The 13,004-nt window shown below is 62.9% G+C and carries 15 protein-coding genes; 11 read left to right on the top strand and 4 right to left on the bottom strand.

From position 1 onward, the window contains the following. Positions 1-22 precede the first annotated feature (22 nt). The 3 genes from AB6809_RS18090 to AB6809_RS18100 form a co-directional block, all read right to left on the bottom strand. The gene (locus tag AB6809_RS18090; RefSeq protein WP_029969245.1) at positions 23-649 is read right to left on the bottom strand and encodes a dihydrofolate reductase family protein; all 627 of its coding nucleotides are present in this window, start codon (positions 647-649) and stop codon (positions 23-25) included. 119 nt (positions 650-768) lie between these two features. Continuing rightward, positions 769-1,176 carry a hypothetical protein gene (locus tag AB6809_RS18095; RefSeq protein WP_029969247.1) on the bottom strand — a complete coding sequence of 136 codons (408 nt, stop codon included), beginning with the start codon at positions 1,174-1,176 and terminating at the stop codon, positions 769-771. A gap of 229 nt (positions 1,177-1,405) precedes the next feature. Then, positions 1,406-1,600, bottom strand: coding sequence for a hypothetical protein (locus tag AB6809_RS18100; protein WP_310034309.1), 195 nt, complete (start codon positions 1,598-1,600; stop codon positions 1,406-1,408). Between AB6809_RS18100 and AB6809_RS18105 the strand changes: the two genes are divergently transcribed. The 11 genes from AB6809_RS18105 (at position 1,592) to AB6809_RS18155 (ending at position 11,930) form a co-directional block, all read left to right on the top strand. Next, entirely contained in the window at positions 1,592-1,912 is a 321-nt protein-coding gene (locus AB6809_RS18105; protein ID WP_310034307.1) for a hypothetical protein, read from the top strand. The two genes, AB6809_RS18100 and AB6809_RS18105, sit on opposite strands and share 9 nt — an antisense overlap. Before the next feature lie 300 nt (positions 1,913-2,212). Beyond that, positions 2,213-2,974 carry an enoyl-CoA hydratase/isomerase family protein gene (locus AB6809_RS18110; RefSeq protein ID WP_006053145.1) on the top strand — a complete coding sequence of 254 codons (762 nt, stop codon included), beginning with the start codon at positions 2,213-2,215 and terminating at the stop codon, positions 2,972-2,974. A gap of 104 nt (positions 2,975-3,078) precedes the next feature. Next, complete coding sequence (locus AB6809_RS18115) at positions 3,079-4,140, top strand: ABC transporter substrate-binding protein (protein WP_006053144.1); 1,062 nt, start codon at positions 3,079-3,081, stop codon at positions 4,138-4,140. A gap of 9 nt (positions 4,141-4,149) precedes the next feature. After that, the gene (locus AB6809_RS18120) at positions 4,150-5,250 is read left to right on the top strand and encodes an ABC transporter ATP-binding protein (protein WP_029969249.1); all 1,101 of its coding nucleotides are present in this window, start codon (positions 4,150-4,152) and stop codon (positions 5,248-5,250) included. Positions 5,251-5,261: 11 nt separating this feature from the next. Continuing rightward, positions 5,262-7,043: an ABC transporter permease subunit gene (locus AB6809_RS18125; RefSeq protein WP_029969251.1), complete on the top strand. Its 1,782-nt coding sequence runs from the start codon at positions 5,262-5,264 to the stop codon at positions 7,041-7,043. Positions 7,044-7,069: 26 nt separating this feature from the next. Beyond that, entirely contained in the window at positions 7,070-8,611 is a 1,542-nt protein-coding gene (locus tag AB6809_RS18130; RefSeq protein ID WP_029969253.1) for an AMP-binding protein, read from the top strand. Positions 8,612-8,681: 70 nt separating this feature from the next. Continuing rightward, complete coding sequence (locus tag AB6809_RS18135; protein WP_006053140.1) at positions 8,682-9,524, top strand: IclR family transcriptional regulator; 843 nt, start codon at positions 8,682-8,684, stop codon at positions 9,522-9,524. A gap of 79 nt (positions 9,525-9,603) precedes the next feature. Further along, complete coding sequence (locus AB6809_RS18140; RefSeq protein ID WP_029969256.1) at positions 9,604-9,870, top strand: hypothetical protein; 267 nt, start codon at positions 9,604-9,606, stop codon at positions 9,868-9,870. Positions 9,871-9,998: 128 nt separating this feature from the next. After that, positions 9,999-10,565 carry a TetR/AcrR family transcriptional regulator gene (locus AB6809_RS18145; protein ID WP_029969258.1) on the top strand — a complete coding sequence of 189 codons (567 nt, stop codon included), beginning with the start codon at positions 9,999-10,001 and terminating at the stop codon, positions 10,563-10,565. A gap of 181 nt (positions 10,566-10,746) precedes the next feature. Further along, a complete protein-coding gene (locus AB6809_RS18150) occupies positions 10,747-11,172 on the top strand; it encodes an organic hydroperoxide resistance protein (protein WP_006051078.1) in 426 nt (141 codons plus the stop codon). A 284-nt stretch (positions 11,173-11,456) separates the two neighbouring features. Beyond that, on the top strand, positions 11,457-11,930 hold the full coding sequence (locus AB6809_RS18155) for a VOC family protein (RefSeq protein ID WP_029969260.1): 474 nt from the start codon (positions 11,457-11,459) through the stop codon (positions 11,928-11,930). 62 nt (positions 11,931-11,992) lie between these two features. On the opposite strand, the gene AB6809_RS18160 is transcribed toward AB6809_RS18155, so the two are convergent. Beyond that, positions 11,993-13,000, bottom strand: a complete 1,008-nt coding sequence (locus tag AB6809_RS18160; RefSeq protein WP_029969261.1) for a sulfonate ABC transporter substrate-binding protein — start codon at positions 12,998-13,000, stop codon at positions 11,993-11,995. Between the last annotated feature and the right edge of the window lie 4 nt (positions 13,001-13,004).

A 13,004-nucleotide genomic window follows, 5' to 3' on the forward strand; every position in this document is an offset into this window, starting at 1 on the left:
TACCCAAGAACCGCCCAGCAACCTAACCTTCCTCCCCAAACGCCCCAGTCCGCACCTCACCGTCGCGCAAATACCGCGTGATAATCACCCCACGCGACGTCCCCACCGACTGCACCAGCCTGAACGCGCACGCCGCAGCGTCATCACCAAAAAGCCGCTTCCCCCGCCCAAGTATCACCGGATACACAAGCAGCCTCAGCTCATCCACCAAACCGGCAGCGAGCAATTGCCCAACCATATTCCCACTGCCAAACGTCAAGAGATCCGCACCGTCATCATGTTTAAGCACGCGCAGCGCATCGGCCAAACCGCCCTCGAGCGCATGACTGTTTTGCCACTCGAGCGTCTCGGGCCGATGCGTGGCCACATGCTTGCGCACGCTGTTGAACAGATCGGCGATGCCGCGACTCGGCGAACCAGCCGGCACCTGCGGCCAATGCGCCGCGAAAATGTCGTAGGTGCAACGTCCGAGCAGCAATTCGAAGGGCTTTGAGAGCAGTTCCTGCACATATCCGCCGATGGCTTCATCGCCATACGGCACGATCCAGCCGCCGAGGCGGAAGTCGCCGCTGAGATCTTCGCGCGGACCGCCGGGCGCCTGAATGACGCCGTCCAGACTGATGAATGCCGAAACAGTGAGCTTGCGCATGGGGTTCTCCAGGTTGACGGACCGGATCGGCCCATCCATACGACGAGCGAGTCGTATCACGATCGACAACCAGGCGACATCCTTGCGCCGTCGATCGAGCCCCGCGCTGCCTCACCGCTTCATCGGCTCAATTCCGCGGACTCGCGTCGATCGGGACGCTTCTGGTCTCGCCGGTCGACGCTCGGTCCTGGCGGCGCGGACCCCGCGCATGCCTCGAGCGCGACCGCCGCACGTTTTGCAAGCTCAACGGTTTCGTTACACGCGACCACGTCCCTCAGCAGCTTGCAGCGAGCGCCGCCGCCGAGCTTCGACAACATCGTGCGCAGCTTCGCGAGCGCCGCTTGCGGCGAGCCGTTGTCCGAAATGAGCGAAGCGACGTCGAACGCGCTGCCGGCGGGCGTCGTGATCACCGTCGGACAACTCGACGTGGCGTCGGCGCTGGACACGAAGAGCGCCAGCGTTAGCCCGATCGTGCCCGCGCGCAAACTGCCCGGACCCTCGAAACACGCATTCATCGATACCGTCATGGCTCACTCCCGGTAGTCTTCACTCACTGCGATACGGATCGCGCGGCATGGTCCAGTATCGGCGGGGCACTTTTCATTTCGCTTGCGAGCGTTGCCAGTAAGCGCGTCATCGCTCGCGACGCCGCCGCGCCAGCGCCAGCGCTTTGTGGTACTTGCGCCGCGTATAAGCGCAAGCGTAAAGCGCCAATATCAGACCGACGCGACCGTCGCGGATCTTCCCCTTGCGAACCTACCACTTCACGAACGCGCCGAGCGGGCTGATGCAACTCTTGAGCCACAGCATCGCAGCCGGGTCGTTGCTGTCGAGCAGATCGATCGAAGCGAGATCGGTATAGAGATCGAGCTTTTGCATCATCGCGGCTGTGGTCTCGAACGTATGATGAACGAGCGGCGCTTCAGTCCGTCCGCCGCTTGCATGGCCCATCAGCGTTTCGTGCACGCTGTGGCCGCTGAAATGCAAAGCGTCGCGTCGCTTGCTATTTCGTCGGCTGCCACGGCCGCTGAGACCGGTTCGCGTTTTGCCGTCCGGTCGCGAATGCAGGTTCAAAAGCAAGCTTCCGGCCTGGCCGCTCGACGCGCCGCGCCCGACGTCGGAGTGGATCGTTGTTTTTTCGCGACCTGCACAAAACGCCGCATGCGGGAACAGCACGCGCCAGAAGCATTTGACGGCACAACGCTAACCATTCATACGAAATACCCGATTTCCAGCGCGGGTAAACATGGCTACGATTTGTAAGGCGTCAGCGTTCCCAAACGTTCGGCGTGTGTGTTTGTTTTTTGGCCGCAGCTTTGTCTGCGGCTTTTTTCTATGCGCCTCGCAGTCGCAAGTCTCTGCGTTCGTCAGACGCCTTTGATCTGACGACAGGCGGCGCGCCTTCCTCCTCGCAACACGACTGAGTCTATCCCGGCGCCCGCGCTTCACGCGCACCCGCCCGGTTTTCGTCGACCTCTCCATCTCTCTGGTAAACCCGGTTGCATCATGATTTTGACGCGCCTATATTGCTATACACCATCAACTATTGCGATGCGATAAATCATGAGCAATGACGTGCTGTTCTCGAATCACGGCCGCGTCGCGGTCATCACCCTGAACCGTCCCGAGCGCCTGAACGCGTGGACGACGCCGATGCGCGAGACGATCATCGACGCGCTCGAGCGCTTCAACCGTGACCCGGAGGTCGCGGCGATCATCATGACGGGCGCGGGCAATCGCGCGTTCTCGGCGGGCCAGGACCTGTCGGAAGCGCATGATTTCGACGGCGAACGCGCGGTCGCGTGGGTCAAGGAATGGCAGCGTTACTACACGGCGCTGCGCAGCCTGTCGAAGCCGCTCGTCATGGCGCTGAACGGCACGGCCGCCGGCTCCGCATTTCAGGTGGCGCTGCTCGGCGACATTCGCGTCGGGCATCCCGGCGTGCGCATGGGGCAGCCGGAGATCAACGCGGGCATCGCGAGCACCACGGGCCCGTGGATCATGAACGCGATGCTCGGCATGTCGCGCACTATCGAGCTCACGCTGACCGGCCGTTTGATGGAGGCGGAAGAGTGCCATCGCATCGGCCTCATTCATCACCTCGTCGACGAAGACAAGGTGTTCGACAAGGCACTCGAAATCGCCACCGAACTCGCCGCGAAGCCGCCCGTCGCGATGCGCCTCGACAAGCAGCGTTTTCGCGAAATGACGGAGCCGGGTTTCATCGACTGCATCGAAGCGGGCGAGCGGATTCAGCGCGAAGCGTACGACTCCGGCGAGCCTGCACGCATGATGGAAGAGTTCTTCAGCAAGCGCGCGAAGTAGCCGCCGCGAACGAAGCTCGCGAATCAGGCCTGCGAGTCAGGCCCGTCCCACAGCAACCGCAAGTCAGCCGTTCCAATCTCAACCGTAGTGCGGAGACCTGAACAATGACGCAAGACTTTAACGCGGCGCGCCGCCGCATCCTTCACGGCGCCGGCGCGCTTGCCGTGGCGAGCGCATTGCCGCTCGCCGCGCGTGCGCAGGCCAAGCAGATCGTGGTGTCGGACCCGGGCGGTCCCTACACGACCGCCTATCGCGAAGCGTTCTACGATCCGTTCGAGAAAGCGACGGGCATCAAGGTCGTGAGCGTCGCGCGCGAATCGCAGCCCGTTGCCCAGTTCGCGGCGATGGTGCAGACGAAGAACTACGTGTGGGACGTCACCACGCTGACGCTCTCCGCCGATATTCCGTACCTCGAAGCAAAAGGTCTGCTCGAACCGATCGGCCTGAAAGCGAGCGATTATCCGGAGCTCATGCCCGAAGCGATCACGCCGAACTGGCTCGGCGTCGACGTGTATTCGACGGTGCTTGCATATCGCGCCGACAAGTTCAAGGACGGCGGCCCGAAATCGTGGGCCGACTTCTGGGACGTGAAGAAATTCCCCGGCCGCCGCTGCCTGCGTCGCAGTCCGCTCGACACGCTCGAACAGGCGCTGCTCGCCGACGGCGTGCCGCTCGACAAGCTCTATCCGCTCGACGTCGACCGCGCGTTCAAAAGCCTCGACAGGATCAAGCCGCACGTCAACATCTGGTGGACCTCGGGCGCGCAAGCCATGCAGGCGATCCAGAGCGGCGACGTCGACATGATCTCGACATGGAACGGCCGCGCGCAAGCCGCGAAAGACGCGGGCGCGCCGGTCACGATCGTGTGGAATCAGGGGCTGTATTCGATCGAAGGCTGGGGCATTCCGAAGGGCACGCCGCGTGCCGATGCGGCGAAGCAGTTCGTGCGTTTTTGCGCCGACGCGAAGCGCCAGGCGCTGCTCACGCGCACGCTCGCCTACGGGCCGACCAACAAAAAAGCGTTCGAGACGATTTCGAAAGAGCGTGCGACGTTGCTGCCCACGGCGCCCGACAATCTTCGCGACATGCGGCTGCCGAGTCCGCAATGGTGGGAAGCGAACCGCCAGAAAGTCACCGAACGGTTCAATTCGTGGATCATTTCGTAAGGACGCACGATGAGCTCCAAACTCGAGGCGATAGGCATTGCGAAGCGCTACGGCGAGGCTCTCGCGCTGGAACCGACGGATCTCGCCGTGCAGGCAGGCGAGTTCCTGACGCTGCTCGGTCCCTCGGGTTCGGGCAAGACGACGCTGCTGCAGATGATCTCGGGGCTCGTCGCGCCGAGCGCGGGACGCATCGAAATCGACGGGCGCGACGTCACGCACGTCGAGCCGGGCAAGCGCGGCATCGGCATGGTGTTCCAGAGCTATGCGCTGTTTCCGCACATGAGCGTGTGGGACAACGTCGCGTACGGTTTGCGCATGCGCCGCAAGTCGCGCGACGAAGTACGCGCGGCTGTGGACAGCGCGCTCGCGATGGTGCGCATGACCGACTACGCGAAGCGCTTTCCGAAGGAACTGTCGGGCGGGCAGCAGCAGCGCATCGCGCTGGCGCGTTGTTTTGCCTACCGGCCGTCGGTGATTCTGCTCGACGAGCCGCTCGGCGCACTCGACAAAAAATTGCGCGAGCACATGCAGGGCGAAATTCGCCGCTTGCATAAGGAGCTCGGCGCAACGTTCGTGTACGTCACGCACGATCAGGACGAAGCGCTCACGCTATCCGACCGCATCTGCCTGATGAATCAGGCGCGCATCGAGCAGGTGGGCACGCCTGCCGATCTGTACGACCGCCCCGCGACGCGTTTCGCGGCCGGCTTCATCGGTCATTCGAATCTGCTCGAAGGCGCGATCGACGACACGCGCGGCGCGAGCGGCGAACCGATCCTGCTCGCAGCCGGCGGCCGCATTCCGTTGCCGATGAACGCAATGAACGCAATGAATACGAAGAAGGCGACGAACGGGAAGGGCGCGGCTTCCGCTGCGCGCCACACGCTGCTCGTGCGGCCCGAAGCGCCGCGTCTCGTCGAGCCGCGCAGCGGTTTTGTCGACGGCACGATTGCGGACGTCGTGTTCTTCGGCAGCGATACGCGCGTGCAGCTCGCGATGAACGACGGCAGCGAGCTCACCGTGCGTTGCGAACGCAGTTTGTCGCCGCGTATCGGCGACAAGGTGGGCCTCGTGTGGGACCCGTATCGCACGACGCTTCTGCATAGCTGAAAGGGATCGGAATGACCATCGCTCTTCACGCGCATCGCGAAAACGAAGCCTCGCGGCGCGGCCGTTCGATGTGGCTCGCGCGCTGCCTGCGCTTTCTGCCTATCGTGCCGACGCTGCTGTTTCTGCTCGTGTTCTTTATCGTACCTGTCGGCGAGATTCTGCAAGGCGGACTCGTCGGCGCGGACGGGCAGATCGGGCTCACGCAGTTCGAGCGCATCGCGCGCACGCCGGTTTACGCGAAGGTTTTATGGATCACCTTCGCCATTTCGTTCATGACAGCGGCGCTTTCCATCGTGCTCGGCTATCCGGTCGCGTATCTGTTGAGCCGTCTGTCGGAGCGCGCCCGCGAACGCTGGCTGCTGTGGGTGATGCTGCCGTTCTGGACCAGCTATCTCGTGAAGACGTATGCGTGGATGCTGCTGCTGTCGAAGACCGGCGTGCTGTCGACCATCGCACTATCGCTCGGACTCGTGCGCGAGACGAGCGGCACGATTCCGTCGCTGACCGGCGTGCTGATCGGCATGGTGCATTCGATGCTGCCGCTCGCCGTGATGACGATGCTGCCCGTCATGCGCGGCATCGACGACCGTTTGACGCAAGCCGCCGAAACGCTCGGCGCCGAACGCAGCACGAGTTTCTTTACCGTCTATCTGCCGCTGTCGTCGCCCGGTGTGGCGGCAGCGGGTCTGCTCGTCTTCATCTCGAGCCTCGGCTTCTTTATCGTGCCCGCGCTTCTCGGCTCACCGAAGGAAACGATGATCGCGCAACTCGTGATCTCGTCGGTGCTCGAGCTTTTCGACATGCGCTTTGCCGGCGCGCTCTCGACCGTGCTGCTGGTCTGCTCGATCGTGATCTTCTTCATCTACGACCGGATGGTGGGCCTCACGTCGCTGACCGGCGAAGTCGCCGAGCGTCAACGCGGCTCGCGTGCGCAAGGATTCAAGCTCGCGCTGCTGATGACCGCGGGACGCGTCTTCGCACCGCTGACGATGCGCCGCAAGGTGCACGCCGGCGAAGCATCGCGCGCGCTCGGCCCGCTGGGTTTTTACACCTGTGTCGTGATGCTCGTGCTGGTCGTGCCGGTGCTTTCCGTGATCCCGTATGCGTTCACGAAGAGCGACTACATCGCGTTTCCGCCGAAGCTCTTCAGCATCCGCTGGTTCGGCACGTTCATGGATTCGCCGGTGTGGCAAAGCGCAGTGATCCGTTCGTTCGAAGTGGGTCTCGGCACCGCGCTGCTGTCGCTGCTGCTCGGCTTCGGCGCGACGCTCGCGATGACGCGCATGCCGCGCCGCGTGAGCAAGCCCGTATTCGCGTTGCTGGTTGCGCCGCTGATCGTGCCGCGTATCGTGGTGGCTGTCGGTTTGCTGTATCTGTTCGCGCGCTTTGGGCTGACAGGCACGAACCTCGGTCTCGTGATCGGCCATACCGTGCTCGCTATTCCGTATGTCGTCGTGACGCTGGCCGCAGGCTTCCAGCGCTTCGACTGGCGCCTCGACGACGCCGCGCGCGTGATGGGCGCGTCGCCGTTGCGGCGCATCACGTCGATCGTGTTGCCGCTCCTCATGGCAAGCGTGACCGCCGCGTTCCTGTTCGCATTCCTCGTTTCGTTCGATGACCTGACTATCGCGATCTTCGTCTCTGGCGGCATTAACTCGACGCTGCCCAAGCAGATGTGGGACGACATCCAGCTCGCCATCACACCGACGCTCGCGGCCGTGTCAACCACGCTCGTGATACTGATCGCGCTCGTCGTCGCGGTTTCTTCCTGGCTCAAGCGCAAGGCGCGCTAATTTTCGGTCATTCAACCGGTTCACACATGCATCGTTATCCAGAATATTTTGCTCACCGGCACGCCAACGACGAGCTCGACTGTGTGCCGCTGCTCGCGGCAGGATTGCGCCGCGATCCCACGCGCACCGTCGTGCATTTCGAGGATCACGCGATCACCTGCGAAGACGCTTCACGGCACGTCGCGCAGTTGCAGCGCTGGTTCGGCGAACGCGGTCTCGTACAGGGCGATCGCGTCGCCGTGATGCTCGGCAATAGTCCCGAACACATTCACCTGATTTACGCGCTGCATGTGAGCGGGCTTGTGTGGGTGCCCGTCAACACGAAGCTGCGTGCAGCGGGCCTCGACTATCTGCTGCAACACGCACAGCCCAAGCTCTTCGTGATCGACGATGAATTCGACGCGGTGACCGCGCAACTCGATTGCGGCGCGGCGCAACGCACGCGTCTGCCTGCGTTCGATACAAGCGACACCCATGCGGCGTTCGCGACGCCCGCGATCGGCGTGCACGATCCGCTGTGCATCATCTACACGTCGGGCACGACGGGCGCGCCGAAGGGCGTCGTCTTCACGCACAGGATGATGCGCATCGCGAGCGAGGCGGCGCTGCGTGTCGCCGATGTGCGCGACGGCGACCGGCTGTTTCTGTGGGAGCCCCTGTGTCACATCGGCGGCGCGCAAATGCTGCTGCTGCCGTTCCTCGAGAACGTGACGTTGCATGCGGTGCCGCGTTTTTCGGCATCGCAGTTCTGGCCGCAGATCGAGCGCGCGGGCGCGACTCAGTTGCATTATCTCGGCGGCGTGCTCGACATTCTGATGCAGTTGCCCGAGAGCGAGCAGCCGGCGGCGCACACGCTGCGCGTCGCGTGGGGCGCGGGTGTGAGCGCGGCGTCGTGGGAAGCGATTCAGGCGCGGCTCAAGGTGTCGCTGCGCGAGTGCTACGGCATGACCGAATGCTCGAGCTTCGCGACCGCCAATCTCACGGGAAAGCCGGGCTCGATCGGCCGCGCGTTGCCGTGGATCGACATCGAGTTACTCGACGAAAACGGGCAGCGCGTGCAAGACGGCGAAGCCGGCGAGATCGTGCTGTCGAGCAAAGTGGAGGGCACGTTTTTGCCGACGTATCTGAACAATCCCGATGCGACGAAAGCCGCGCTGCGCGACGGGCGGCTTCACACCGGCGATCGTGCGCGGCGCGATGCGGACGGCGATCTGTTCTTCATCGGCCGGCAGACGGACAGCATGCGCGTGCGCGGCGAGAACGTGTCCGCATGGGAAATCGAGCGTATTTTTGCGGCGCATCCGGCGATTCGCGCCAGCGCGGCAATTGGCGTCGCGTCGGCAATCGGCGAGCAGGATATCCTGCTCAACGTCCAGTTCAAGGACGAGCCGGTCGCGTGGCCGGCGCTGCACGCGTGGGCGCAAGAACGTCTTGCGAGCTTCCAGTTGCCGCGCTATTACCGCGCGGTCTCCGCGTTCGAGTTGACCGCGAGCGAGCGCGTGAAGAAGCATCTGCTGTCGCGCAATACCGAAGACGCGTGGGACCGTCTCGCGACGGTCAAGCAATAGCTATCGTATAGAGGTGGATTATTAGGGCTATGCGATAATTTCCCGTTCGAACCAGACAGACACTGACGTGATGAGCGACGAGCCCAAAGCCGCACGCAAGCGCAACACTTCGCAGGCAAAGCTGCCCGCGGAGGCAGCCGACCCGAGCGCGTCGCCGCTTTACGTGCAGTCGGTCGAGAAGGCGATGAAGGTGCTCACCGCGTTCGACGGCAGTAAGCGTCAGTTGTCGCTCTCCGAGATATCGGCGTCCACGGGCTTCGACATGAGTGCGACGCAGCGCTTCACTTACACGCTCGCGGCGCTCGGCTATCTCTTCAAGGACGCGGACAGCCGCAAATACGAACTCTCGCCGCGGCTTCTCGACTTCACTTACCACTATCTGACGTCGAACGATCTGGTGAGCCGCGCAACGCCTTATCTGCAGCAACTCGGCTCCGAGACCGAAGAGGCGACCAACCTCACGGTGCTGGACGATACGGACATTGTGTTCGTGCTGCGCATCGTCAGCCGCAATGTATTCAACGCGCACGTCATTACCGGCTCGCGGCTGCCCGCGTATTGCACGGCGCCGGGTCTCGCTATTCTTGCGACGCTGCCCGACGGCGAAATCGACGACATTCTGTCGCGCACGAACCTCGTCGCTTATACGGCTTCCACGGTTTATCAGCCGCGCAAGATCAAGGAGCGGATCGTGCAGATCCGCAAGCAGGGCTACGCGCATACGGAAGACGAGTACTTCGTGAGCGATATTTCGACGGCGGCGGCTATTACAAATGCGCACGGACGCGGCATCGGCGCGGTGAATATCGCGGTGGCGCGCTCGCGCTGGCAGGCCGATCGCGACGAAAAACGCTTCGCCGATCTCGTGATTTCGACCGCTTCGGCTATTTCCACACGTCGGCGGATCGAATAACCGCGCCTGCTTCCGCACGCGGCACGCTCCATGCTGTGCTTCTAAAAGGCGGCAAGCGCCGTGAAACTGGGAGACAGACATGAGAACCTTCAAGGTTGCCGGCATCGCGTTGATCGTCTGCATGAGCAGCGTGGCTTACTCGCAACAGAGCGGTAACGCACCGGCGAACAGCGGTACGCAAAGCGGAAAACAGATCCAGCCGGGACAGGCAGGGCAGGCCGTGGATAAGCCGGCGGACGTCGGCGCGCCAGGCAACAAGCCGGGCACGCTGATGGACAAGCGGGCGAATGCCATGTCGCCGGAAGGCGCGTCGGCGCCGCCGCGGACTGGCGAGGTCAAGCAGTAGCGCAGGGTAGAGCGCGGCGGCGGTCCCGTCGCCGCGCGCGACACCATTCGCCGATGCCAATCGGGCAACGCTGTCCGCCGATTCAATCGTGCTTGACAATCTATCTGCAGGTAGATAGAGTTCGGTTCATGGACACGACGACTTCAGTGCGCGAACAGATTCTCGAGCACGCCATCACGCTTATTATGATGCGCGGCTATAACGGCTTTAGCTATCGGGACCTGTCGAGCCTGGTCGGCGTCAAGACGTCGAGCATTCATTACTATTTCCCGTCGAAAGACGACCTCGTTCTCGAAGCGGTGAACGCGTATAGCAGCGAAGTGTTCAACACGCTCAAGGGCATTGACGAATCGTTGCCCGCTGAGGCCAGGCTCGGCAAGTACACCAAGCTGTTCGGCCGCACGCTGGGCGACGGGCACCAGATCTGCCTGTGCGGCATGCTGGCGTCGGACATCGAAACATTGCCGGACAATATTCGGCAAGCGGTGCAGGCATTCTTCAAGGCGAACGAGAAGTGGCTCGCGAAGGTGCTCGCGGAAGGCTCGAAAGCGGGTACGCTCGCAGTGAACGGCAAGCCTGAAAACGCGGCGCGCGCGCTCTTTGCGGCGTTTCAAGGTAGCGTGTTGGCGAGCCGGTTATTCAATACCAAGGCCCGGTTGGATGATGTCGAGGCGTCGGTAAGGATAGCTCGGTAAGACGTGAGGCGGGCATATCCGAAAGCGGCACGTCTGTTTTTTTTCGGTGTGTTGTCTATCTTGTGATAGATAGACTTTGAATGATGTAAGTGGTAGTTTTATAAAACCCGTTTGACTGTGCAATCGTATCTATCTGTACATAGATAGGCGACTTTAAACCTGTTCACTAAGGAGCTTCACCATGTCGGTCGAAAAAGTTCTGTATCGCGCTCATGCTCACGCTACCGGAGGCCGCGATGGCCGCGCCATCGTCCCCGAAGGCAAGCTCGACTTCAAGCTGACCACGCCGCGCGAACTCGGCGGCGCAGGCGGCGACGGCGCGAATCCCGAGCAACTGTTCGCGGCCGGCTACAGCGCGTGCTTCCTCGGCGCGATGAAATTCGTCGCCGCGCGCGACAAGATCGCGATTCCCGCGGATGTTTCGATCGACGGCAGCGTGGGTATCGGCGCAATTCCGAACGGTTTCGGCATCGAAGTCGAACTGAAGATCGCATTGCCCGGCATGCCGCGCGACGCCGCTCAGGCGCTCGTCGACAAGGCGCATATCGTCTGCCCGTATTCGAACGCAACGCGCGGCAACATCGACGTGACGCTGACGATCGTTTAATGCGTCGCTTCACGGCATGATCGCAAGCGGCGGCCAGGGCGAACCCCTTGCCGCCGCATGAAGATTGGTGCATGGGGATCATGCCGGATCGCTATCAACATCGCGCAGTGCTCCGCTGTCTATAATCGGCCGGATGCAACGACGAAGGTGGCGCGTCAAATCGAAAGCACGGCAGGCGAAAATTTTTTATTGCCGTCGTGTCGATTCCGATGATCCTCCTTCGTCGTTCTAATAGCGGCATGCGGCTCGGCCGCCAGTTGACCGATCCTGACAGGAGACTCGCCATGACGATTCAGAAGATCACCCCGTTTCTCTGGTACTTGAACGAGGCCGAAGAGGCCGCGGCGTTCTACACGAGCATCTTTCCGGACTCGCGCGTGGTTCGCGTCACGGAGGTGCCGAGCGCCGGCTCCACGAAAGTCGTCGACTTCGTGCTGTTCGGGCAGCCGTTTCTCGCGATGAGTTCGAGCGGCAAAGACCCGTTCAATCACTCGGTATCGTTTCTGGTCAATTGCGCCGATCAGGCGGAAATCGACCGTTACTGGGACGCGTTTCTGGAAGGCGGCGGCGTGCCCGAGGCATGCGGCTGGCTGAAAGACCGCTTCGGCGTCTCATGGCAGATCGCGCCGAACGATGTGATCGGCATGATGGGCGACCCCGACGCGGAGAAGGCGCGGCGCGCCGCCGAGGCGATGATGAAAATGGTGAAGTTCGACGTCGCGGCGCTGCGCGCAGCGTACAACGGAACGGCCGGGTAGTCTCACACGTGCAGCGCGTCGCGCGCCACACGATGCGGCGCGCGCGGACGCACATCCTCAAATCAGCTCGTCTTCCAACGCGCGTCCACCACGCTTAGCTTGCCGGGAATCAGCTTCAGCGCGCTGAACGTGTCGGCGATCTGCTGCTGATAGGCGAGGGTTGCATCGGTGATCGGCTGTACGCCGTAGCCGGTGCGCTTGAGCGCGACTTCGAGCGTGGCCGCGTCGAGGCCCACGAGCGGCGACAGCAGGCTCGCCACTTCGGCCACGTTGTCGCGTCCCCAACTGTCGACGGCGTTCACTTCCTCCAGCAGCGCATTCAGCAGGCGCGGTTGCGCCGTCGCGAACTTGCGCGCCGAGACGTAGTACTGCGTATTGCGCACGAGCCCGTCGCCGTTCGCGATGGTGCGCGCATTCGCCTGCCGTTCGATAGCGGCGAGGTACGGGTCCCAGATCACCCACGCGTGCACGCTGCCTTGCACGAACGCGGCGCGCGCGTCGGCGGGCGTCAGGTAGACCGGCTCGATGTCCGCGTACGTCAGTCCCGCCTGCTGCAGCGCCTTCACGAGCAGGAAGTGCACATTCGAGCCTTTGTTGAAGGCGACCTTCTTGCCGCGCAATTGCGCCACCGTGCGAATCGGCGAATCCTGCGGGACGACGATCGCTTCGCCACGCGGCGCGGGCGGCTCGTTGCCGATATAAACGAAGTCCACGCGGCCAGCCTGCGCAAAAATGGGTGGCGTTTCGCCGACCGTGCCGACATCGACGGCACCGGCATTCAATCCTTCGAGCAACTGCGGGCCGGCCGGAAATTCGAGCCACTGCACCGCGACGCCTTCGCTTGCCAGCCGCTTTTCCAGCGTGCCGCGCGCCTTCAGCACGACAAAGTTGCCGTACTTCTGATAACCGATGCGGATGCGCTTGCTGTCGCCTTGCGCCTGCGCGAAGCCGCCCGTGAACGGCGCGATCGGCGAGAGTACGCCGCCGAGCGCGGCGCCCGTCAAACCGGCTGCGGCGCCGTGCAGAAGGCGGCGCCTGCGTGTATCGATCGAATCTTTGCGTGTGGTCATCGGT

The sequence above is a fragment of the Paraburkholderia sp. RCC_158 genome (genome assembly GCF_041355255.1).
GTDB classification, from domain to species: Bacteria; Pseudomonadota; Gammaproteobacteria; order Burkholderiales; family Burkholderiaceae; genus Paraburkholderia; species Paraburkholderia graminis.